This window comes from Ferruginibacter lapsinanis (assembly GCF_020783315.1).
Classification (GTDB): Bacteria; Bacteroidota; Bacteroidia; order Chitinophagales; family Chitinophagaceae; genus Ferruginibacter; species Ferruginibacter lapsinanis.
The window spans coordinates 192,173-214,488 of sequence record NZ_CP086063.1; the positions used below are offsets into that span (position 1 = coordinate 192,173).

Genomic DNA, 22,316 nt, shown 5'->3' on the forward strand with positions numbered 1-22,316 from the left:
CGAGCGGTAAAAGGGTTGAAAATTAATAATGTAACCAGTCCGTTATTAACGAAGGATACAATCCTAGTATTATGATAGAGGTGGCAACTATTATCAGCAGCAATTTAAACCCTGAGGTAATATCCCATTCCTGCGTTACTGTTTCTGTGCTTTCTTTAAAGAACATCGCCTGAATGATCCTGAAATAATAGTAGGCACTAATAGCAGCACATAGCACAGCTAATACAACCAGCCATTTTTGATGTCCGTCCTGCAAAGCAGCGATCAACATATAAAATTTACCAAGAAACCCTGCGGTAAGCGGGATACCTGTTAATGACAATAAAAATACAGTTGCTGTAATAGCCAACAATGGTTGTTGTTTTGCCAATCCATTAAAACCATCAATGGTATAATCATTCATTTTTATAAGGATAGCAAATAAACCGATAGAAGCAAGGCAATATGCCGCTGTATATAAAACTAATCCTTCCTTAGCGAACTGATTGAGCGAAAAAATAGCTAATAACATAAACCCTGCCTGTGCGATACTTGAGTAAGCCAGCATCCGTTTTACACTTTGTTGAAATACTGCTGTAAGATTACCAATAATTAATGTTGCAGCAGTAATGATCGCCAATAATGTTTGCCACTGTTCGTGAGCTTTACCAAATGCATTATCAAATAAGCGAATAAATGCTATGAATCCGGCAGCTTTTATAATCGTTGCCATGAAGGAGGTAAATACTGTCGGAGCCCCATCATATACATCCGGCGTCCAGAAATGAAAAGGTGCTGCTGATACTTTAAATGACATGGAGATCAGTAAAAACACTAGCCCTACTGCTATCATCACAGGCATTTTACCTACACCCAATGCTATACTATCTATATAAAATGATCCTGTAGGATTTCCGGCATAAATAAATGCGATACCCATTAACATAATACCTGTAGAGAAAGCTCCCATTAAAAAATATTTCAACGACGCCTCGTTGCTTTTTAAATTGCGTTTATCACTACCAGTTAGTATGTATAATGGAATTGACATTATTTCAATACCCAAAAACAATGTTAACAGAGAATTGTATGTAGCGGCAATAGACACACCACAAAGCACAAAAAATATAAGTGAAAAATATTCAGACACATTACTGCCAACTTTTTCAATATCTCTTCCGTTCAAAAGAAAAAACAACAATGTGCATGCAAAGATGATAGTTAAAAAAGTCAGGTTAAAACTATTAAAATGCAGCATATTCATCACATTGATGTCGAATAAAGATTCTCCGGACCTAAGTTCCAGACAGTTTACGATCAATGTCAAAATCAACCCTGCTATCGCTGCATATTTAGGCGTGCTTTTAGATTTGAAGAATACTCCTCCAAACATCATCAGTACACCCATCGCTGCTGTAAATATTATTGCATTCATGCCCTTGTTCCGTTTGAAACGGATAGTTTTATTTTAATTATTTAAATCTTATCATTATTGCTGTTACTGTATCCTTTGTCAGATCCAACATTGGTTGAGGAAACACTCCTACTATAAATACAGCTACAACTATTACGCTTAATACTAGTTTTTCATTCCATGAAATTTCTTTCATTAATGTAGTAACAGTATTTACATCTCCGTAAAAAACTTTTTTGATCATATTCAATGTATATACCGCTGCTAAAATGATACTGATACCAGCAAAAGCAGTGTACCAGATATTAAATTTAAAGAGACCGTTAAACATCATAAACTCTCCTACAAAAGCGTTGGTCAAAGGCAGAGCAATATTTGCAAATGCAATTACCACCAACATAATTGTGAGCACCGGAGCTTTGTGAGCAACGCCGCTTAATTGTGATATTTTACGAACGCCGGTTTGTCTTTCAATCAATTCGATCACTATCCACAAGCCAATGATATTGATACCATGATTGAACATTTGTATCATTACACCCTCTATGCCAATAGATTTTGTAGTAAAAATTGCAGCGCACATTAATCCGATATGAGCAATGGAAGAATAAGCAGCCAGTCTTTTCAGGTCATCCTGTTTTATAGCGATCAAACTTGCATAAATGATCCCTATAACAGATAAGCCGATCACTACATTATCAAACTTCAACACAGCTTGGGGGAAAACCGGTAACAACCAGCGCAACACTGCAAATAACCCCATCTTTACCATTATTCCGCTTAACACCATGGTAACAGCAGTCGGTGATTGTTCATATGTATCAGGTTGCCATGTATGAAAAGGAAATATCGGCATCTTGATAGCAAAGGCTATAAAAAATAACCAGAATAACCAGTTTTGCTGATGAGCATTCAACACGACCGAGTAAAATGCACTCATAGAAAAACTATGTTCAGCAAATTGTGTTGGTGCTGTATGCAGATAAGTGTATATGATACCCAACAGCATTAATAATGAGCCGGCAAATGTGTATATGAAAAATTTAAATGTTGCCTGTATGCGTCTTTCTCCGCCCCATCGACTGCATAAAAAGTAAACCGGAATTAATGCCAATTCCCAAAAGAAATAAAACAGCAATGCATCCATTGACATAAACACGCCCATTAACCCTGCCTGAGATAACAACATCAATCCGTAAAATGCATTGGAGTTCTTGTAACTACTTTTATACGTAGAAACAAAAATTAAAGGAAATGCGATCGCAGTAAGGAAAGTAAGTAATCTACCCATACCATCCAGCCCTACCGCAAAACTGCTTCCAATATATTTTAGCCACTCATAACTAAAAGTGGTACCGCTTAATTCCCTATTATTTGCATAAACCAAACTTAAAACGGAAACACCCAGCGTAATGATAGCGGATAGTAATGACCATGATCTTGCTGTAGTTTCTTTTTTCAGAAAAAAAGTAACCAATCCCGTTAACAACGGTATAAAGATCAGCAAATGTGGAAGAGTTATATAATTACCAAACATTAAAAATTATTTTATAAAAAACAATTGAATAATAAATAATACCAAAATACCTATAACCATCATTAATACGTAAGCACTTACTTGTCCGCTTTGTAATAAACGTATCTGACGGCTTCCGTAATTGACAGCTTTGCCAACACCATTCACAAAACCATCTATTCCTTTTTTCTCTACAACATTGTTGAAGAATGCGGCAATAGACTGAAGTGGTTTTACAATAATAGCATCGTATAATTCATCCACATACCATTTGTTTTCCAGTACTTTACCCAACCCGGTTTCTTCGGCAGTCGATTTTTCGTATTTACTGAATTTGTTCCAGGCATATAATAAAGCCATCAGTGCACCAACAACTGAAACTGCCATCAGCGTATATTCGGTACTGTGAGTCAATTCATGTTTTGCGGCAATGGCATTACTACCGGTAAATATCGGTTCTAAAAAAGCTTCTAATCTATGTCCTCCATGCATCAATGCTTCCGGCACTCCTACCCATCCACCAATGATTGCCAATATCGCTAAAATTACAAGTGGTATAGTGATCGCTACCGGGCTTTCGTGTAAATGGTGTTCCTGATCGTGTGTTCCTCTGAACTTTCCTGTGAAGGTCATTGCATACAAACGGAACATATAAAAAGCAGTCATGAATGCAGTTAACACCCCTACTCCCCAATAAACAGGATTTTTGGCGAAGGCTTCTGCTAATATTTCATCTTTAGAAAAGAACCCGGAGAAAGGTGGCATCCCTGCAATAGCAATACAGCCAATTAAGAAAGTGATATGAGTAATGCTCATGTATTTTTTCAATCCCCCCATATTACGCATATCCTGTTCTCCTCCCATTGCATGTATCACACTACCGGCCCCAAGGAATAATAATGCTTTGAAAAATGCATGTGTCATTACATGAAATACCGCACCTGTATAAGCACCTACTCCTAAGCCTACAAACATATACCCTAATTGACTTACGGTAGAATATGCCAATACTTTTTTAATATCATTTTGTTTTAATGCAATAGTTGCCGCCAATACAGCAGTAGCCAATCCTATAATAGTAATTACACATTGTGTAAAAGGAGCCATTGTAAACAAGATATTACTACGTGCTATCATGTAAATACCGGCAGTAACCATCGTAGCGGCATGTATCAATGCACTCACTGGTGTAGGACCCGCCATCGCATCTGGCAACCAGGTATACAAAGGAATCTGTGCACTCTTACCAGTAGCACCAACAAATAATAATAGAGTGATACCTGTGATATCAAAGGTTGATAATTTAGACACATTGGCGAATACCTCGTGATAATCTGCAGTACCTGTTTTTGATATCAACCAAAATACGGCTAATAAAAACCCAAGATCTCCAATTCGATTCATCACAAATGCTTTTTTAGCAGCATCATTATAATTATTATTGGTAAACCAGAATCCGATCAATAAATAAGAACACAGACCAACACCTTCCCAACCAATGAACATGATGATGTAGTTACCACCCATCACCAACAATAACATTGAAAACACAAATAAATTCAGGTACGAAAAGTATTTAGCGAAATCTTTGCTCTCTTCTTCATGCATGTAAGAAGTTGAGTATACATGAATAAGAAAGCCCACGCCTGTAATTATTAATAAGAAAAGAGAAGACAATTGGTCTATCTGTAAATCGAAGCCGACTTTGATCGATTCTGTATTGATAAAATTAAAATAGTGAGCAACATGTGTATTGCCGCTTTTAACATTAAAGAAAACAAATAAACTGATCAGGAAAGAGCCTAAAATTACCCCGCTACCTATAATGCCAGTAAGCGTTTTTGATAATTGCTTTCTTCCCAGCCCATTGATCAAAAATCCGATCAGCGGCAAAATTGGAATCAACCAAACTATTTGCAAAACATTATTCATACATGAAAATCAAAATGAAAAATCTAAAATGAAAAAACCATATCTGGTTCACATTTTCAATTTTTAATTTTTAGTTTTTAGTTTTTAGTTTTTCAACCTGTTTAAAAAATTTACGTCAACCGAATGTGTGTTTCTATACAACATTACAATAATAGCCAGCCCAACAGTTACTTCCGCTGCAGCCACTACCATTATAAAAAAAACAAAAATCTGAGCATCGCTAGCAGCCGTAGGATTAATAGCCACTGTTGCCAGGTTATGCATTTTTGAAAATGCTACCAATAATAAATTGACTGCATTTAACATTAACTCGATGCACATAAAAATAATGATGGCATTACGGCGGGTCAATACGCCGATCACGCCAATACTAAATAATGCAATCGCAAGAACTATATAATAATATACCGGCATAAATAAATTTATAATTTTACATAAACCCCCATTCCCATTGTACTGGATGCTGGTTGTATTGAAAAGATATTTTTGATTTTTTTTGTAACAATTCCATTAAACACATCAGTTGCCTTATATGCAGCTCCTTTCGTTAAAAACTTCGTTATCAGTCCGGATGCAATTGTACTTAAGCCTCCAACCAATGCGCCTTTATAATCTTTAGCGATAGAAGCTTTGTCTACCGCTTTTATCGTTCCATATAAAGCGATTGCCCCACCGGCATAAGATGCTATCCTGTAAACTGTTCTGCCGGTCTTGAAAGTTTTGAATAATTTATTTACCTGCTCATTCTTTTTAAGTCCGAAGATTTCACCCACTTTGTTGATCTTAGGTATTGATACATTCCCAAGAGAAAATTTAGGAGCAAAGCCTTTTTTCACGTGCATTACTTTACCTACAATATCATTTATATCAAGTATTTTATTCAGATCAAATTGAGCAGACGACTTATTTACCATAAATCCTGTCATCAATATAATTATCATTATTTTTTTCATACTAGATAACTTCATTTTCTTTTTTAGATATAATTACCGCCCCAACCATTGCACTCAAAAACAATACACTACTTATCTCAAAAGGGAAAACGTAATCTGTAAATAACGCTTTTCCTAAATTAGCGATCAAACCAACATCGCCATCTTTCATCTGTGCTAACTGATTACTAACAGCACTTTGTTTTAAAGCTGCTACCAACACAACTATCAAACTACCTCCTGCAATTGTACCTCCAAACAATAAATATTTATTTTTTTGTGGCGGTTCAGAATCAGCATTCAAATTCATCAACATCACCACAAATAAAAACAACACCATAATGGCCCCTGCGTAAACAATGATATTTACGATGGCCAGAAATTGTGCATTCAATAAAATATAATGACCGGAAATGGCAAAGAAAGTAATGATCAAATATAAAATACTGTGTACAGGACTTTTACTAACTACCACCATTGCAGCAGAGCCTAATGCAAGTACACTTAAAAACCAAAATAATATTTCTGTTACACTCATTATCAATTATCAATTATCAATTATCAATCATTTTCTATCTTACTGAAACCCTTCCGCCTTTCGCTTTTTCGTACGCTTCTTTCTCTGTGATCGGATGCGGTATCAACAGATCTTCTTTGCCATAAATAAATCCTTTACGTTGATAATTTGCCGGAGCAAATGTTTCACTTAAATAGATCGCATCTTTCGGACAAGCCTCTTCACACAAACCACAAAAAATACAACGCAACATGTTGATCTCATATTTAGCAGCGTATTTTTCTTCTCTATATAAATTCTCCTCTCCAGGTTTTCTTTCTGCCGCCTCCATTGTAATGGCTTCTGCCGGACAAGCTACTGCACATAAACCACAAGCGGTACAATTTTCTCTTCCTTCTTCATCTCTGTTCAGGATATGTAAACCTCTGAAAACAGGACTAAATGGACGAGTTTTTTCCGGGTAATTGATTGTCGGTCTCTTTTTAAACATATGACCAAATGTGATGATCATACCTTTAAAAATAGCAGGCAGGTAAGCCCTCTCCATCCAACTCATTGGCTTACGGTCTACTTGCTTTACTCTGTTAGTTAATGCTTGCATATTATTTTTATTTGTTGCAACACAAAAGTTGCGCAAATATATTTTTATTGTTTAAAAATGCCAGTGATTTTGTTGTAACAAAATCAGCCCGCCAGTTATCAGCATATTTATCAATGCCAATGGTATTAAAATCTTCCAACCCAGGTTCATTAATTGATCATAGCGGAAACGTGGAATCGTCCAACGTACCCACATAAAGAAGAACAAGAACATGACTGCTTTTATTAAGAACACACCTGCATGCACCAATGCCATCCAGTTCGTTCCCAGTTTTTCTAAAAGATGTGCATCGTTTACAAAAGGAATATCATATCCTCCAAAAAACAAACTGATCATTACCGAACTGCTGATAAACATATTAATGTATTCTGCAAATAGATAAAAGCCCAGTTTCATAGAAGAATACTCTGTATGATAACCACCAATCAATTCATTTTCTGCCTCTGCCAGATCAAACGGTGTACGGTTACATTCTGCAAAAACGCAAATTAAAAAAATCAAAAATCCGAGTGGTTGTTTACATATATTCCACCAGCCATCTACCTGATAGCCCACCATTGTTTTCAGGCTAAGCGTTCCCGTTACCATCAGTAAAGCGATCAATGCAATACCCATTGCCAACTCATAACTGATTATTTGCGAAGCAGCTCTTAAACCACCCATCAAAGAGTATTTATTATTACTTGCCCAGCTACCGATCATGATACCGTATACACCCATACTTACTACACCAAAAACATATAATATACCGATATTAACATCTGCAATCTGTAAAGAAATATCCCTATCAAAAAAGTGCACTTTATCTCCCCATGGAATGACAGCTCCTGTCATCATTGCTGTTAACATAGCCAAACATGGTCCCAGGATGAATAAAAATTTAGAAGAAAAATTAGGAATGATCTCTTCTTTAAAAAACAATTTCAACCCATCTGCCAATGGTTGCAGCAATCCAAAAGGACCTGCCCTGTTGGGTCCACGTCTATCCTGCAAACTGGCAGCCACTTTACGTTCCATAAAAGTCGCATACATGGCTATCACTAAAGAAGACATAACCACAATTACAATCAGTGCTAATTTTTCAATTATTAAAGCGATATCTATATTCAATAACATGTTCCTTTTGTTCGAATTTTATTTATTGGGGTTAACTTCACTTACACTATGGATGTCCATCAATAATTTAGGTGCTCTGCCCCCCATTACTTCTTTGGTTGTGTCTTTAGGTATTACTCCATTCTCATAATGTCCCTGAGCGATCACAGAATGACGATTGATCTTGGTCGGTCCTTCAATTACCCAATCACTTGTTTTCTTTTTATCAAAGCGACAGGTATTGCATATCCAGCCGGGCTTACCATCATAACTTTGTACTTCACCCCACTCATCTTTACGTGTTGTTACTCTGTAAACATCATCACCACGTAACCATAAAGTTGCTTTACCACAACATTTAGGATTGTCGCAATCTCTATGAGCATCTATTGGTTTTGTAAACCAAACCCTGTTTTTAAATCTGAATGTTTTATCTGTTAATGCACCTACAGGACATACATCTATCATATTACCACTGAAATCATTATCGATTGCTTTGGAAATATAAGTAGATATCTCTGCATGATCACCTCTGTCCAAAATACCATGCACTCTCTTATCGGTTAATTGGTCTGCCACATAAGTACAACGATAACAAAGTATACATCTTGTCATGTGTAACTGAATATATGGACCAATATCTTCTTTCTCAAATGTTCTTCTTTCAAATTCGTAACGAGTACCCTCTTTACCATGGCTATATCCCAGATCCTGTAAATGACATTCTCCTGCCTGATCACAGATCGGACAATCTAACGGATGATTCAATAATAAAAATTCAACCACTCCGTTTCTTGCATCAATTACTCTTTCGCTGGTAATATTTTTTACCACCATCCCATCCATCACATTGGTTCTGCATGATGGAACTAATTTCGGCATTGGTCTTGGATCAGCAGTTGAACCTGCAGCTACTTCAACCAAACAAGTACGACATTTACCCCCACTGCCCTGCAACTTACTATAGTAGCACATTGCAGGAGGTGCTACATCTCCGCCTATTTGTCTTGCAGCATTCAACACCGTTGTACCAGGTGCCACTTCGATAGTGATATTATCGATCGTTACTTTAAAGTTTGCCGGTGGTGCTTTTACTTCTTCAGCCATTTTTATAAATTAAAAATCTTGTCAATTTTATTATACTGCACTCGGAACATGAATCGGATCTGCATAATGCGCCAATCCATAATTCCTTTTTTGTGATTCTTCCGGATTCAACACATGCCATTCAAACTCATCCCTGAAATGCCTGATAGCAGCTGCAACCGGCCAGGCCGCCGCATCTCCTAAAGGACAGATTGTATTACCTTCTATTTTCCGTTGAATATCCCACAACAGATCAATGTCTTTTATTTCTCCTTTTCCGTATTCGATCTTCTTCAATATCTTTTCCATCCAGCCTGTACCCTCACGGCAAGGGCTACACTGTCCGCAACTTTCATGATGATAGAATCTTGCCAAACTTAATGTATGACGAACGATACATTGATCTTCATCCATTACAATAAATCCGCCACTACCCATCATTGTACCAGTCGCAAAACCACCATCAGCCAAACTTTCGTAGTTCATCATTCTTTTCTCGCCTTTCGCTGTAGTCAACAACAAATTAGCTGGTAAAATAGGTACTGATGATCCTCCCGGAATACAAGCTTTTAATTTTTTACCATTAGGTATTCCTCCACAATATTCATCACTGTAAATAAATTCCTCTACAGAGATGGTCATATCTATTTCGTAAATACCCGGTTTATTGATATTACCACAGGCAGAGATCAATTTTGTCCCTGTTGACTTACCCACGCCAATCTTCGCATATTCTTCTCCTCCTTCATTGATGATCGGTACAACTGCCGCAATAGTTTCTACATTATTTACCACTGTTGGTCTTTCCCAAACACCTTTTACCGCAGGAAACGGAGGTTTAATTCTTGGATTACCTCTTTTACCTTCCAAACTTTCTATCAGTGCAGTTTCTTCACCACAGATATAAGCACCGGCTCCACGTTGTACGTAAATTTCACAATTAAACCCTGACCCTAAAATATTATTACCCAAGAATCCATGTTGTTTTGCCTCTGCAATGGCTTCTTCTAAAATATCTACGATCCATGCATATTCTCCACGGATATAAATATAACTAACATTACTGCCAAGCGCAAACGAAGAAACGATCATTCCTTCAATCAGGATATGAGGAATGAATTCCATCAGATACCTATCCTTAAAAGTTCCCGGTTCACTTTCATCTGCATTCACCACTAAATGACGAGGTACACCTTCAGGTTTTGCAATGAAACTCCATTTCATTCCTGTAGGGAAACCTGCACCTCCTCTACCACGCAAGCCACTTTTCTTCACTTCTTCAACTATATCTGCCTCAGACATTTTCAACGCCTTCTCAACACTACGATAACCACCCTCACGACGATATACTTCGAAGCTGCGGATACCCGGAACATTTGCTTTATCTAACAATAATTTTCTACCCATTGATCCTGATAATTATTTATTTATGTTGTTGGAACTTTTGCACTTTGTCTGGCAATCAATTTCCATTTACCATATAATTTTTGCCAAACCTGCAACACATTTAATTTCAACAAAGATTCTTTCCCTTCTCTATTTTCTGTTGCTGATATAATATGCCTTGCTACAGCTGTATTACCAACAATTTTAATACTGATTCTTTCTGTTTTTACATCTTTGTAAGTTGAAATATTAGCTAATGCTTTTTTGATCATTAACTTTTTATCTTCCACATTACCGCCAGAGTGACCATAAGTAACATCACTGTTAACAAGACTCTCTAATGCAACACTATCTTTATCTACAAAAATTGCTTTATTTAAAGCTTCTACATTTTTCCAAACTTTTGCTTCTACTGATGATTGCGCAAAAGCTACAACCATTATTGCCGAGAAAAGAAACGTGAAAAATATTTTCTTACACATAATTTTTAATTTGCTTTACTTCTGCATTCTTCAATGATCGCATCAACCTTTTCTTTGGTTAGATGTTCTCTGTAATGTTTACCCAACTGCATCATAGGCGCATACCCGCAAGCTCCTAAACACTCAACTGTCTTCAACGTAAACATACCATCAGCCGTTGTTTCACCAACACCAATATTTAGTTTTTGTTTGATATAGTCAATAATATTATCGCTTCCGTTCAACATACAAGGTCCTGTCTGACACACTTCAAATAAATACTTGCCAACAGGTTTCAAATTATACATGCTATAAAAACTTGCCACCTCATACACTTCAATTGGTTCTATACTCAATAAAGAGGCTACATAATCCATTACAGGTGTATCTAACCATCCGCCAAACTCATCCTGGGCCATATGTAACACAGGCAACAATGCACTCTTCTGTTTGCCTTCAGGATAACGTTTAATTATCTCTGCTACTTTTTCTAAACTTTTATTACTAAACTGAATCATGTTTTAAAATCAAAAGTCAAAAATTAAAATTCAAAAAAGAAATTCAAAAGTTTAAAGCACTGCTTTCTTTTGAGCTTTTACTTTTTATTTTACGCATCAAGTTCTCCTGCAATCAAATTCAGACTACTCATTGTTATAATTGCATCACTCAACATTCCATCTTTTATCAACTCAGGGTATGCCTGATAATATATGAAGCAAGGTCTGCGGAAATGAAGTCTGTACGGTGTTCTACCACCATCGCTGATCAGATAAAAACCTAATTCACCATTTGCTCCTTCAACACTACTGTATACTTCTCCTGCAGGAATATCCGTTTCACCCATCACAATTTTAAAGTGATATATGAGTGCCTCCATTTTTGTATACACATCCTTTTTCTCCGGTAAATAATATGCAGGAGAATCTGCATGATACACTTCAGCTTCAGCTCCTTTGAATTCCTTCACTTTTTTATACGCCTGATTGATGATGCTTAAACTTTGCCACATTTCTTCATTACGCACCAGGAACCTATCATAACAATCTCCGGTTGTACCAACAGGCACAGTAAAATCAAAATCTTCATAACTGCTGTAAGGCGTATGAACACGTACATCATAGTCTACACCGGCTGCACGTAAGTTAGGACCAGTAAAACCATAGTTCAACGCTCTTTCTGCACTTATAGGGCCGCAGCCAATAGTACGTTCCATGAAAATACGGTTACGATTGAATAGTTTTTCAAACTCTTTCAAAGTTGCCGGATATTCTTTCAGGAATTTTTCCAATTTTTCAAAAGCGGTGTTGGTGAAATTTCTTTCAAATCCACCGATACGACCAATATTTGTTGTTAAGCGGCTTCCGCATACTTCTTCATAAATTTCGTAGATCAATTCTCTGTATTGCATCAAGTACAAAAAGCCGGAGAACGCTCCGGTATCTACACCAACAATTGAATTACAAATTAAATGATCGCTGATACGAGCCAACTCCATAATGATGATACGTAAGTAATCAACTCTTTTGGGAGTTTTAACGCCTAATAATTTTTCGCAGGTAAGGTGCCATCCCATATTGTTTAGTGGAGATGAACAATAATTTAACCTGTCTGTGATGGGAGTGATCTGATATAATGGTCGGCGTTCGGCCAATTTCTCAAAGGCTCTGTGTATGTAACCAACAGTAGACGTAGCTTTAAGGATACGTTCTCCATCTAATTCCAAAATATTTTGAAAAACGCCATGCGTAGCAGGGTGCGTTGGTCCAAGGTTTAATGTATTAGTTTGTTTCTCTATCGAGCCTTCAGGTAATAAAATATGATTTCCGATATCTGACATTAATTTTTTATTTTTTACCTATCTCCGCCGTGGCGGAAAATTGATTATGTTTTGCTGTTGTTATTTTGCCAACATTTGTTTTTCATCCCCCACTAATTGGGGATCGTTGTGTCACTCTCTTGTACCTCATCCCTTCATTGAACTTCTTTCTCCTACTCATCACCAAATTTTCAGATCGCCTCATTATCTTCCAAACATATCATCATCCTTATCAATTCTTGTCTGATCTTCTAACGGGAATTCTTTTCTCATTGGAAAATAATCCATCTCATCAACATTCAATATTCTGATTAAGTTCGGATGACCTAAAAAGTTTACACCAAAAAAGTCATAGGTTTCTCTTTCCATAAAATTAGCCGACTGAAATAATGCTGTTGCACTAAACACATCAGGTTTTTCAATGCTAACAAACACTTTCAACCTGACCCTCACATTATCTACCAAATTATGCAAATGATATACCACAGCCAATTCCTCTCCTTTTCTATCAGGATAATGTACTGCCTGCAGGTCGGTCAAAAATTGAAATCTTAATTCGGGATCATCATATAAAAACTGTAATACTTTCAGGTTAAGATCCTTTGCAGCAGTAAACGTAAGCATACCGTACGGCTCTTCCCAATCTGTTAACTGATCACCGAATTTTTCGGTTAGTTTTGATTTAATTATCTCGTTAGTCAATCCCATAAATTAAAAAGTAAAAAGTAAAAACTTCACTTGACGAAGATTTTTAATTTTAAGTTATTCATTGTTACTGTATTCCATACTCTGCCAACATATCCTTATACTTTTCACCGTTTCTTCTTCTTAAACTTTCATTACCGATCAGGTCCTGGATCTTTAAAAAACCATCTAAAATAGCTTCCGGTCTTGGGGGACAGCCTGGCACATAAACATCCACCGGAATTACCTGATCTATACCCTGTAAAACAGAATATGTATCAAAAATACCTCCACTGCAGGCGCATGCACCTACAGACAGTACCCAACGTGGCTCTGACATTTGCAGATATACCTGACGTAAAACGGGCCCCATTTTTTTAGAAATAGTTCCCATTACCATCAACAGGTCACACTGACGGGGGGAAAAGCTCATACGCTCTGCACCAAATCGGGCAATATCGTAATGACTGGCGGCGGTAGCCATAAATTCGATACCACAGCAGGAAGTAGCAAATGGCAGAGGCCAGATAGAATTTTTACGGGCAAGGCCAACAACTTTTTCTAATGAAGTTGCCATAAACCCATCACCCATGAAGCCCTCAGGAGCTTCAACCATTTTAAGTTTAGTATTATATTGTACCGGACGTGACATAATAATTTTAAAATTTACCAATGCGCCAATGTGCTAATTGGTGAACATTATTATTAATTGGTTAACACTTTTATAATTAGCATTTCCACGATCTACAAATAAGCACATTCATAAATCGGCTCAATTCCTTAATCCTCCCAATCCAAAGCCCCTTTTTTAAAGATGTAGATCAGTCCTGACACAAACAGTCCTACAAACAATAATACAGCCGTAAAACCGTGCCAGCCCAATTCTCTGAAATTTACAGCATAAGGATAGAAGAAAATAACCTCCACATCAAACAACACAAACAAAATGGCTACCAAAAAATATTTAATAGCCATAGGTTGTCGGGCATTACCCTTTATTTCTATTCCGCTTTCAAAATTTTGAAGCTTATCAGATGTCTTTCTTTTAGGGCCAAAATAATGCGTAAGCCCCATCATTGTTGCAATAAATCCTATTGCAAAAATTAACTGTATACCGATGGGCAAATAATTTGCTGCACTATTCGCCTGAGATGATTGGAGCAAGAAAAAATCCATATATGTAATTGATACGCAAAAATAAGGCAGGTAGGTCAAAAAACAACTTAGAATTTAAAAGAAAATCCCCGTACTTCTTAAAAGACGGGGATTGAAATTATTTTGTTTTAGTGTTTACTTTTTTTTTGGCGGTGTTTTCGCTCCTGTTGTCTTAGGTGCTGCAGGTTTCGTTGCCGGTTTTGTAGCAGGTGCACTCATGTTCATGTTTGCAATAGCTGTTTTGTTTGCCAAGGCCTCTGCATCGGTTGGCTCAATTGATAAGATCTTGTCGCAATAAGCGATAGCACTGGCCTTATCTTTTTTAATATTTGCATAATAGGCCACAAAATATCTGCAACTGCCTATTATCTGGTTCTTGTACTTTACTGAATCAGCCATTCCGACCGCTATCGCTTTCTCAAAGAAAGGATTGGCGGCTCCCAGAGCCATAGTTGAATCTATTGCCCAATTAGCTTTCCCGTTCATGTAATAACCAAAAGCATCTTCAGGGAATTTCTGAGAATAGGTATTAAAAGCACTGATGGCAGATTGATAATTTCCTGAACGGAAACTGTTATACCCAGCATTGTAAATGTCTGTTTTTGTCAAATTCTTCTTTACAGATAGTATCTTATTGTACCAAATAGCAGCTACATCAAATTTCTTTCTGGACTCATAATATTCAGCCGCTCCCTTTAGTAAGGCAACTTTGCCAGCCTCTGTGCTATCCAAACTAACTGCTTTGTCGGTATAAGTACCTGCTAAACTATCATTTCCAGGAAACTTAAGTAAAACAGCCGCATAAGCCGCATAATCACCAGCTCCTATCTTGTCAGCTTTTTGATGGATAAAATATTCATCAAATGATGCTTTTGCTTTCGCAGAATCTTGTAAACGACTATATGCATATGCTTTCAATCCATACAGATTAGGATAAGGGCTTGCTGATGCAGCAATACAAGCATCTGCTCCGCTGATAGCATCTGCGAATTGACCTTGGGCATATTTCATAGATACTCTATAGTAACATGCATTAGGTTCATCATCTCCTTTAGCTGTAAGGTATTTTTCTAAATATTCACCGGATTTTAAAACATTGATCTTGTAGTAGTAATCGTATAGGTTGTAGTAAACCGGAGCAAATGAAGGGTCTTTTGCGATAGCCTCATTGTAGTACTTCATAAAAATATCTTCCTGAGAAGCTCCTTGTGTTTGATAGATCTTGCCAATTTTATAAGATGCCCTTGCATAATTCTTATTCAACGCAAGTGCAGATTCATACGCTGTTTGCGCTAACCCTCCATCAACATTCTTTTTATAGGCGTCCCCTAAGTTAATATAAACATCAGGGTCTTTCATTCCTTTTAATGCAGTTGCTTGTTTCAATTTATCTATGGCATAATCCGCATCTCCATTTTTTACGTCCACATTGGCAAAACCGATAGCATTCAACACAGCCGCATTTTTGCCCTGCGAAAGACTGATAGCTGTTTCGAAACGTTGACGAGCATCCTGTGTTTTACCTTCCAGCAATTCAATATGCCCCATACCTGCTATTAACAAAGGACTGTTGGGGTTTGCCGAAAGTGTTTGCTGATACAAGGTTTTTGCACCTGTAATATCCTCAGTAGCAAGTAATGTTTGGCCCAGCCAATAAGTTGCATCAACATTATTGGTCATTTGACTGAAAAAATCCTTTGCACTTTTATATTTTTCGTAAAAGAATAATTTTTTTCCGTCTTCCAGGTTTTGCGCCTTTACTGTAGTTGTAAATAAAAACGCCGTTAAAATCAAAAATCCTGTTTTAATTGTATTCATCTTTCGTACTTTTTAAGCTTTGCAATGATATTTAATATTGACTGTATTGTTTTAAAAAAGTCTTATTCTTTTTTTAATTTTTCGTTAACCTTAACATTTCTGATGTCGAAATCCATTACAGGTGCCAGATATGCTCTTCTAAAAATCAACTGCCCTCTTTCATATTTCATAAACGACGCAAATCCCGACCCTAGCCCACTGTAATTTTCTTTCAGTATATAATACAAACCACGTACCAAAGGGTATCTTCTGGTCTGAATGCTATATTGCGTGGGCTTTATATATGGAGAATCCTTGCATATACTACATTGCACATAACCAATTTTCACCTTCTTTAACATATTCACCTGTGCTGTATCTTCAGGATTCCCAATCCAACTGATCCCTACCAACCCGATCGCATCTTGACTATTGGCAATATAATCAAGTACCTCCTGGCTATTTTTTACTGCTTTTACTACCGCTGTATCAAACTTCTGACCTTTCAAAATACTATCGATAGCAAAACGTACCGTACTGGTTGCATTCAACCCATCAAAAACTACAGATCTATTTTTCCCCATCTCACCTGCCAATAGCTTCTTTAACCCCTCAATAGTAAATAACGTATCGTTACTATTTTTGTTTACCACAATAGAAATAGCATCAGAGGCTATCTTATCACTTACAGGAGAATAACTAAGTGAGTCATTATAAAATCTATCCTCTTTGGTATTTAACCCTCTGGTAACTATGATCATCCTATTGGCTGTATCTGAATAAAGATCCCTGAAACATTCAGCCTCAGGCTTATAATGAGCAATAATTCTTGTTCCGGGATAAGAGGCTTCATACACTTTTATCTGCTCATCAATGATTGGCTTAAAACTCTCATCTACACTGATATGTATAGTTCCTGATGTAGGTGTATCATCTGCAGGTTTATTTTTCCCTTCATTATTACAAGCGTTCAGCAATAACACTAACAGAAAACATAAAAGCTTCTGCAATACCGAAGAATATTTTTTATGTTTCATTAATTTCTGAAATAATTTTTCTTATACCCTCTGTAAATTCTGAAGGCACCATACAACCAACAAACTGCGGCAAATATCTTAATAAGCACCGGGTCGTATTGATTTACAAATGAAGCGGTATATCCTTTGATCGGAAACATAAAAAAGAAGCCGGCAATGATCATAAACGCTCCCATACCATAATTGGTAATGGTACGCATCTGAATGATCCCTTTATCTCTTTCGCTGAGTTCTTTATTTTCAAATTCTTCTAAAGCCATATCACTTATTTATTGGGTTGGCAAATTACTCAAATATTATCGTTTATTTAGTCGGCACCAACAAATTTTACCGGAATAGTTGTGTAAACAGATACATTTTGCCCGTTTGATTTCCCGGGTATCCATTGCGGCATTTTTTTCAACACCCTAATTACTTCATTATTAAATTCTTCTCCTCCATTTTGGACGATCACAAAGCTTTTTAATTTTCCATCAAACCCAACTACGAATCTCACCTTAACACTAATCTCCTCTCCCGCCTCCATGGAAGCAGGATTTGTAAGGTTTTTTTCCAAAAATCTTCTAAGTCCTTCCGTACCACCGGGAAAAGAAGGCATAATTTCCGCCTCATCCAATGCCGTTGTTACATCCATAGGTTTTGTACTTTCAATGGGTTTATAAGCCCCTTTCCCTGAATCCACAGAAGAGATTTTACCTCCAGAGACTCCTGGTGTTGTAACGCTACTAATCAATGATTGATCTAAATTGTCAGGTAACTTATCTCCAACATCGTTTTTTGTGATCACTATGTTATTGGTAAACTTACTTGAGGGAATACTCGATGCAGGAGCCGCCGTCGTTTTTATCTTTTGCTTAAATTCCTGTACCACTGGTTTTCTAACGTCAATCTTTCCTGTTCGGATGTCTTCTATTGCAAATACACCCGATGTCTGCATAAATTTTTCTCCGGGTAAAAAGGTAAAGGCGCATAGAACGGTTGCCAGCATCAGCATAATACCTAATGACACGGTTAAACGGCTCGTATAAAATTTGCGAAGTATATACGCACCGTATAATTTATTACGCTTTTCGAAAAGGATATCCAGGATATCGCTTTTCATAATTTGATCGCTATTCATTTTAGTTGGTTTTGAGTTAATCAATAATTTTCAAAACCGGCGCCGTTTGTATTAAGATGCTGCATTACATAAATTCCATAAAGCCACTTGCAGCTTACTATCCGTATCTTATCTTTGCCACATGAAAATTCTGATGGTTTGTCTGGGAAATATATGTCGCAGTCCTCTTGCAGAAGGAATTCTGAAAGACAAAGCTGCTAAGGCAGGATTGAACTGGATTATTGACAGCGCCGGAACAAATGGTTATCATATCGGTGAACATCCGCATCAGTTATCGCAAAAGGTAGCTATGCAAAACGGAATAGATATCAGCAAACAAATATCCAGATCCTTCGTAAAAGAAGATTTTGATAATTTTGATAAAATATATGCGATGGCAGATGATGTGCTGGGTGACATTAGATATATTGCAAGAGAAAAGTTCGATGCTGACAGAGCTGTTCTCTTACTGGATGAAATTTATCCAAACCAAAACGTAGATGTACCCGATCCGTGGAGCAGGCCTGAAGCTGAATACCACAAAGCATTTGACCTGATTGACAAAGCGTGTGATGCTATCATCGCCAAATACAAAAAAACAATTTAACCTACAATACAAATTAGATAATGAGTAAGCCAAGCATTCCGCAAGGAACGAGAGATTTTGATGCAACAGTATTGCGTAAACGCAACTATATATTTTCTGCAATAAAAAATGTATTTGAAAAATATGCTTTTGAACCATTAGAAACGCCGGCAATGGAAAACCTGGATACATTGATGGGAAAATATGGCGAGGAGGGAGACAGATTGATCTTTAAAATTTTAAACAACGGATTAAGTGATCCTAAGAATATCGACAAAGCTAAAATTGGATTTGAAAAATTATTAGAAGGAAAAAGTTCCAATGAATTGACTGAAAGGGCTTTGAAATATGACCTTACTATCCCTTTTGCCAGATATGTGGCTATGAATATAGGGAAACTAACATTTCCGTATAAACGCTATCAGATACAACCTGTGTGGCGTGCAGACAGACCGCAGAAAGGTCGCTACAGAGAGTTTACACAATGTGATGCGGATATTGTAGGTAGTCATTCTCTTTTGATAGAAGTAGAATTGGCAAATATTTATCACGAGGCATTTGTACAACTTGGTATTAAAAACTACGAACTTAAGATCAATAGCAGAAAAATCCTATCTGCTTTAGCAAAACTTTGTGGCGGGGCCGATAAAATGACTGATATCACAGTTGCTATTGACAAGATCGATAAGATTGGTATTGATAAAGTAAAGATAGAATTGTCTGAGAGAGGGCTTACTCAGGAGCAGATCGACACTGTTGAAAAATACCTGAACATATCCGGAAGCAATGATGAAAAAATAGCACAAGCAATTGCATTATTTGGCGACAGTGCCGAAGCTAACAGAGGGCTGGAAGAAATAACCAACGTAGTAAAAAAAGCAACGGATGCGAATATTACAGTAGATTTCTCTTTGGCCAGAGGTCTCAACTACTATACTGGAATCATTTTTGAAGCCAAAGCTCCGGCAGAGGTATCGATAGGCAGTATCGGTGGTGGAGGAAGATATGATGACCTTACCAGCCTTTTTGGTGTAAAAGAAAGTATGCCGGGTGTGGGTATCAGTTTTGGTGTTGACAGAATTTATGATGTGATGGAAGAGCTGAATCTTTTCCCTGAAAACATAGGAAAATCTGTAAAAGCTATATTTTTTAACATGGGCGAACAGGAGGCCAATTTTTCGTTCGGCATCATGCAACAACTTCGTAGTAAAGGCATTGCATGTGAACTTTTTTATGAATCTGCAAAGATCAGTAAGCAATTCAGCTATGCGGAAAAGAAAAATATTGAATACGCTGTCATTATCGGAAGTAAAGAAATTGAACAAAATTACTGCCAGGTTAAACAACTGGCTACTGGTGTTCAGGAGCTGGTAATATTGGATAACCTATTTGACTATTTGAGTACTAAATAAATAACAAGCGGTAACGTTCGTATCTTTGCAATAACATGAAAACAGCAGTTAAGCCCAACATTCGTCACTTCTCACTTCCCGAACTGAAAGAATATTTTGAAAAAATGGGAGATAAGAAATTCAGAGCCATTCAGGTATATGATTGGTTGTGGAAAGTGAATGTGCAGAGTTTTGATGAAATGACCAACCTTTCTAAAGAACTAAGACTAACATTAGCTGAAAAATTCACCCTTACTCCATTAAAAGTAAATGCAACTCAATTCAGTAGCGATGGCACTATTAAATCAAGGTTCATAACCGTAGATGGTCATATGATCGAAGGTGTTTTAATTCCAACTGAAAAAAGAAATACAGCTTGTATCTCTTCACAGATCGGTTGCAGTCTATCCTGTAAGTTTTGTGCTACCGGAAAAATGGAACGAAAAAGAAACCTTGATTTTGATGAGATCTACAGCCAGGTAACATTGATCAATCAGCAGTCGGAAAAAACTTTTGATAAAAAATTATCAAACATTGTTTTTATGGGTATGGGGGAGCCTTTGCTCAACTATAAAAATGTACTAAGAGCCATTGAAAAAATAACTGCTCCTGATGGATTTGGAATGAGCCCTAAACGTATTACCGTTTCTACAGCGGGTGTGGCAAAGATGATCAAGCAACTGGGAGATGATGGCGTGAAATTCAATTTAGCCTTATCACTTCATGCAGCCAACGACAAGAAACGAAATGAAATAATGCCTATCAATGAAACAAACAATATTGCTGAATTGGTAGATGCTTTGAATTATTTCTACGAAAAAACAAAGAACGATATCACACTGGAATATATTCTTTTAAAGGGTGTTAACGACACTATTGAAGATGCAGATGACCTGATCAAGATCTATAGAAAAGTGCCTACACATTTGGTTAATGTGATAGAATACAATTCTATCGAAGGCGAAAAGTTTGTAAAACCAGATGAAGACACTACACAAAGCTTTACCGATCATCTGGCTAAGAACAGAGTCAATGTAAGAGTAAGACGTAGTCGTGGCAAGGACATCGATGCCGCCTGCGGACAATTAGCCAACAAGGGTAAATAACAAAAATTTTTCTTTAAAAATAATTTTAGGTTCATAGTTAAACTATGAACCTATGTTATCGTCTATATACCTGAACAAAAAAAATATTGAAAATGAAAAAGATATTATTAAGCTTATTTGCATTTGCTGCTATTACATTATCAGCTAACGCTCAACAGGAAGGCAGAAAAATGATGAAGGGTGTAGATCGTCATCACGAAAAAAACAACAAACAAATGATGATGAAAGAATTGAATCTTTCTGATACGCAACAACAACAAATGAAAGCTAATCGTGAAGCGTTCAAAAAGCAAATGCAGGAATTGAACAAAAATGAAAACATTACTGTAAAAGAGCAACGTGACAGAAAAGAAGCATTGAAAAAAGAGCAGAAAGCTAAAATGATGGCAATATTGACTCCCGATCAGAAAGCTAAAATGGAACAGATGAAGAAAGATAAGCAGGCTCAACGTGAATTGAAATTTGCACAAAAAATGGAGAAAATGAGAACCAATCTTGGTCTTTCGGACGATCAATTTGCTAAAATAAAGGCAGAAAGAACTGCTAATCATGCTAAAATGCAGGCGATCAGAGATAATGAAAAACTTAGTCGTACAGAAAGAAAAGAGCAATTAATGGCACTGAAAGAACAAAACAAAGAAAGCATCAAAAAATACCTTACTCCTGAACAGATAAAGAAAATGGAAGAAATGAAGCAGCATAAAGGCAAAAAGACAGTAAGATAAT

The 22,316-nt window shown here is 36.8% G+C and carries 24 protein-coding genes; 4 read left to right on the forward strand and 20 right to left on the reverse strand.

Annotated features, from left to right (window positions below; genetic code table 11):
- Nucleotides 1-22: 22 nt before the first annotated feature.
- From LK994_RS00770 to LK994_RS00865, 20 genes are all read right to left on the reverse strand, one after another.
- Nucleotides 23-1,414, reverse strand: a complete 1,392-nt coding sequence (locus LK994_RS00770; RefSeq protein ID WP_229760970.1) for an NADH-quinone oxidoreductase subunit N — start codon at nucleotides 1,412-1,414, stop codon at nucleotides 23-25.
- A gap of 37 nt (nucleotides 1,415-1,451) precedes the next feature.
- Nucleotides 1,452-2,930, reverse strand: coding sequence for a complex I subunit 4 family protein (locus LK994_RS00775; protein ID WP_229760971.1), 1,479 nt, complete (start codon nucleotides 2,928-2,930; stop codon nucleotides 1,452-1,454).
- Nucleotides 2,931-2,936: 6 nt separating this feature from the next.
- The gene (gene nuoL / locus LK994_RS00780) at nucleotides 2,937-4,841 is read right to left on the reverse strand and encodes an NADH-quinone oxidoreductase subunit L (protein ID WP_229760972.1); all 1,905 of its coding nucleotides are present in this window, start codon (nucleotides 4,839-4,841) and stop codon (nucleotides 2,937-2,939) included.
- A gap of 84 nt (nucleotides 4,842-4,925) precedes the next feature.
- A complete protein-coding gene (gene nuoK / locus LK994_RS00785) occupies nucleotides 4,926-5,255 on the reverse strand; it encodes an NADH-quinone oxidoreductase subunit NuoK (protein ID WP_229760973.1) in 330 nt (109 codons plus the stop codon).
- 8 nt (nucleotides 5,256-5,263) lie between these two features.
- Nucleotides 5,264-5,794: a hypothetical protein gene (locus LK994_RS00790; protein ID WP_229760974.1), complete on the reverse strand. Its 531-nt coding sequence runs from the start codon at nucleotides 5,792-5,794 to the stop codon at nucleotides 5,264-5,266.
- 1 nt (nucleotide 5,795) lies between these two features.
- Nucleotides 5,796-6,311, reverse strand: a complete 516-nt coding sequence (locus LK994_RS00795; RefSeq protein WP_229760975.1) for an NADH-quinone oxidoreductase subunit J family protein — start codon at nucleotides 6,309-6,311, stop codon at nucleotides 5,796-5,798.
- A 34-nt stretch (nucleotides 6,312-6,345) separates the two neighbouring features.
- On the reverse strand, nucleotides 6,346-6,891 hold the full coding sequence (locus LK994_RS00800; RefSeq protein ID WP_229760976.1) for a NuoI/complex I 23 kDa subunit family protein: 546 nt from the start codon (nucleotides 6,889-6,891) through the stop codon (nucleotides 6,346-6,348).
- Between the two features lie 51 nt (nucleotides 6,892-6,942).
- Nucleotides 6,943-8,007: an NADH-quinone oxidoreductase subunit NuoH gene (nuoH, locus tag LK994_RS00805; RefSeq protein WP_229760977.1), complete on the reverse strand. Its 1,065-nt coding sequence runs from the start codon at nucleotides 8,005-8,007 to the stop codon at nucleotides 6,943-6,945.
- A gap of 18 nt (nucleotides 8,008-8,025) precedes the next feature.
- Complete coding sequence (locus LK994_RS00810) at nucleotides 8,026-9,093, reverse strand: 2Fe-2S iron-sulfur cluster-binding protein (RefSeq protein ID WP_229760978.1); 1,068 nt, start codon at nucleotides 9,091-9,093, stop codon at nucleotides 8,026-8,028.
- A gap of 30 nt (nucleotides 9,094-9,123) precedes the next feature.
- Nucleotides 9,124-10,479: an NADH-quinone oxidoreductase subunit NuoF gene (nuoF, locus tag LK994_RS00815; protein WP_229760979.1), complete on the reverse strand. Its 1,356-nt coding sequence runs from the start codon at nucleotides 10,477-10,479 to the stop codon at nucleotides 9,124-9,126.
- Between the two features lie 20 nt (nucleotides 10,480-10,499).
- Nucleotides 10,500-10,940: a nuclear transport factor 2 family protein gene (locus LK994_RS00820; RefSeq protein WP_229760980.1), complete on the reverse strand. Its 441-nt coding sequence runs from the start codon at nucleotides 10,938-10,940 to the stop codon at nucleotides 10,500-10,502.
- A gap of 5 nt (nucleotides 10,941-10,945) precedes the next feature.
- Nucleotides 10,946-11,437, reverse strand: a complete 492-nt coding sequence (locus tag LK994_RS00825; RefSeq protein ID WP_229760981.1) for an NADH-quinone oxidoreductase subunit NuoE family protein — start codon at nucleotides 11,435-11,437, stop codon at nucleotides 10,946-10,948.
- 89 nt (nucleotides 11,438-11,526) lie between these two features.
- The gene (locus LK994_RS00830; protein ID WP_229760982.1) at nucleotides 11,527-12,756 is read right to left on the reverse strand and encodes an NADH-quinone oxidoreductase subunit D; all 1,230 of its coding nucleotides are present in this window, start codon (nucleotides 12,754-12,756) and stop codon (nucleotides 11,527-11,529) included.
- A 183-nt stretch (nucleotides 12,757-12,939) separates the two neighbouring features.
- Entirely contained in the window at nucleotides 12,940-13,443 is a 504-nt protein-coding gene (locus LK994_RS00835) for an NADH-quinone oxidoreductase subunit C (RefSeq protein ID WP_229760983.1), read from the reverse strand.
- A 64-nt stretch (nucleotides 13,444-13,507) separates the two neighbouring features.
- Nucleotides 13,508-14,071 carry an NADH-quinone oxidoreductase subunit B gene (locus LK994_RS00840; protein WP_229760984.1) on the reverse strand — a complete coding sequence of 188 codons (564 nt, stop codon included), beginning with the start codon at nucleotides 14,069-14,071 and terminating at the stop codon, nucleotides 13,508-13,510.
- A gap of 128 nt (nucleotides 14,072-14,199) precedes the next feature.
- Nucleotides 14,200-14,595 (reverse strand): NADH-quinone oxidoreductase subunit A, encoded by a 396-nt coding sequence (locus LK994_RS00845; RefSeq protein ID WP_229760985.1) that lies wholly within the window; start codon nucleotides 14,593-14,595, stop codon nucleotides 14,200-14,202.
- Between the two features lie 114 nt (nucleotides 14,596-14,709).
- On the reverse strand, nucleotides 14,710-16,392 hold the full coding sequence (locus tag LK994_RS00850) for a tetratricopeptide repeat protein (RefSeq protein WP_229760986.1): 1,683 nt from the start codon (nucleotides 16,390-16,392) through the stop codon (nucleotides 14,710-14,712).
- 62 nt (nucleotides 16,393-16,454) lie between these two features.
- The gene (locus LK994_RS00855) at nucleotides 16,455-17,408 is read right to left on the reverse strand and encodes a PstS family phosphate ABC transporter substrate-binding protein (protein WP_229760987.1); all 954 of its coding nucleotides are present in this window, start codon (nucleotides 17,406-17,408) and stop codon (nucleotides 16,455-16,457) included.
- Nucleotides 17,408-17,668: a hypothetical protein gene (locus LK994_RS00860; RefSeq protein ID WP_229760988.1), complete on the reverse strand. Its 261-nt coding sequence runs from the start codon at nucleotides 17,666-17,668 to the stop codon at nucleotides 17,408-17,410. The genes LK994_RS00855 and LK994_RS00860 overlap by 1 nt, the downstream gene beginning before the upstream one ends.
- 47 nt (nucleotides 17,669-17,715) lie before the next feature.
- Nucleotides 17,716-18,528, reverse strand: coding sequence for an energy transducer TonB (locus tag LK994_RS00865; protein ID WP_229760989.1), 813 nt, complete (start codon nucleotides 18,526-18,528; stop codon nucleotides 17,716-17,718).
- 121 nt (nucleotides 18,529-18,649) lie between these two features.
- Between LK994_RS00865 and LK994_RS00870 the strand changes: the two genes are divergently transcribed.
- The 4 genes from LK994_RS00870 to LK994_RS00885 all read left to right on the forward strand — a co-directional run bounded on the left by LK994_RS00870 (nucleotide 18,650) and on the right by LK994_RS00885 (nucleotide 22,315).
- Entirely contained in the window at nucleotides 18,650-19,114 is a 465-nt protein-coding gene (locus LK994_RS00870) for a low molecular weight protein-tyrosine-phosphatase (protein WP_229760990.1), read from the forward strand.
- Between the two features lie 20 nt (nucleotides 19,115-19,134).
- On the forward strand, nucleotides 19,135-20,505 hold the full coding sequence (gene hisS / locus LK994_RS00875) for a histidine--tRNA ligase (RefSeq protein ID WP_229760991.1): 1,371 nt from the start codon (nucleotides 19,135-19,137) through the stop codon (nucleotides 20,503-20,505).
- A 35-nt stretch (nucleotides 20,506-20,540) separates the two neighbouring features.
- Entirely contained in the window at nucleotides 20,541-21,590 is a 1,050-nt protein-coding gene (gene rlmN / locus LK994_RS00880; RefSeq protein ID WP_229760992.1) for a 23S rRNA (adenine(2503)-C(2))-methyltransferase RlmN, read from the forward strand.
- Between the two features lie 92 nt (nucleotides 21,591-21,682).
- The gene (locus LK994_RS00885) at nucleotides 21,683-22,315 is read left to right on the forward strand and encodes a hypothetical protein (RefSeq protein ID WP_229760993.1); all 633 of its coding nucleotides are present in this window, start codon (nucleotides 21,683-21,685) and stop codon (nucleotides 22,313-22,315) included.
- The last annotated feature ends 1 nt before the right edge of the window (nucleotide 22,316 follow it).

Coding starts and splice junctions, on each gene's coding strand:
- LK994_RS00820 (WP_229760980.1), bottom strand. CDS start 10,940: ATGTGTAAGAAAATATTTTTCACGTTTCTTTTCTCGGCAATAATGGTT.
- LK994_RS00810 (WP_229760978.1), bottom strand. CDS start 9,093: ATGGCTGAAGAAGTAAAAGCACCACCGGCAAACTTTAAAGTAACGATC.
- LK994_RS00800 (WP_229760976.1), bottom strand. CDS start 6,891: ATGCAAGCATTAACTAACAGAGTAAAGCAAGTAGACCGTAAGCCAATG.
- LK994_RS00775 (WP_229760971.1), bottom strand. CDS start 2,930: ATGTTTGGTAATTATATAACTCTTCCACATTTGCTGATCTTTATACCG.
- LK994_RS00790 (WP_229760974.1), bottom strand. CDS start 5,794: ATGAAAAAAATAATGATAATTATATTGATGACAGGATTTATGGTAAAT.
- LK994_RS00825 (WP_229760981.1), bottom strand. CDS start 11,437: ATGATTCAGTTTAGTAATAAAAGTTTAGAAAAAGTAGCAGAGATAATT.
- LK994_RS00840 (WP_229760984.1), bottom strand. CDS start 14,071: ATGTCACGTCCGGTACAATATAATACTAAACTTAAAATGGTTGAAGCT.
- LK994_RS00795 (WP_229760975.1), bottom strand. CDS start 6,311: ATGAGTGTAACAGAAATATTATTTTGGTTTTTAAGTGTACTTGCATTA.
- nuoK (WP_229760973.1), bottom strand. CDS start 5,255: ATGCCGGTATATTATTATATAGTTCTTGCGATTGCATTATTTAGTATT.
- hisS (WP_229760991.1), top strand. CDS start 19,135: ATGAGTAAGCCAAGCATTCCGCAAGGAACGAGAGATTTTGATGCAACA.
- LK994_RS00830 (WP_229760982.1), bottom strand. CDS start 12,756: ATGTCAGATATCGGAAATCATATTTTATTACCTGAAGGCTCGATAGAG.
- LK994_RS00850 (WP_229760986.1), bottom strand. CDS start 16,392: ATGAATACAATTAAAACAGGATTTTTGATTTTAACGGCGTTTTTATTT.
- LK994_RS00770 (WP_229760970.1), bottom strand. CDS start 1,414: ATGAATGCAATAATATTTACAGCAGCGATGGGTGTACTGATGATGTTT.
- LK994_RS00855 (WP_229760987.1), bottom strand. CDS start 17,408: ATGAAACATAAAAAATATTCTTCGGTATTGCAGAAGCTTTTATGTTTT.
- nuoF (WP_229760979.1), bottom strand. CDS start 10,479: ATGGGTAGAAAATTATTGTTAGATAAAGCAAATGTTCCGGGTATCCGC.
- LK994_RS00885 (WP_229760993.1), top strand. CDS start 21,683: ATGAAAAAGATATTATTAAGCTTATTTGCATTTGCTGCTATTACATTA.
- LK994_RS00845 (WP_229760985.1), bottom strand. CDS start 14,595: ATGGATTTTTTCTTGCTCCAATCATCTCAGGCGAATAGTGCAGCAAAT.
- nuoH (WP_229760977.1), bottom strand. CDS start 8,007: ATGTTATTGAATATAGATATCGCTTTAATAATTGAAAAATTAGCACTG.
- LK994_RS00865 (WP_229760989.1), bottom strand. CDS start 18,528: ATGAATAGCGATCAAATTATGAAAAGCGATATCCTGGATATCCTTTTC.
- LK994_RS00835 (WP_229760983.1), bottom strand. CDS start 13,443: ATGGGATTGACTAACGAGATAATTAAATCAAAACTAACCGAAAAATTC.
- nuoL (WP_229760972.1), bottom strand. CDS start 4,841: ATGAATAATGTTTTGCAAATAGTTTGGTTGATTCCAATTTTGCCGCTG.
- rlmN (WP_229760992.1), top strand. CDS start 20,541: ATGAAAACAGCAGTTAAGCCCAACATTCGTCACTTCTCACTTCCCGAA.
- LK994_RS00870 (WP_229760990.1), top strand. CDS start 18,650: ATGAAAATTCTGATGGTTTGTCTGGGAAATATATGTCGCAGTCCTCTT.
- LK994_RS00860 (WP_229760988.1), bottom strand. CDS start 17,668: ATGGCTTTAGAAGAATTTGAAAATAAAGAACTCAGCGAAAGAGATAAA.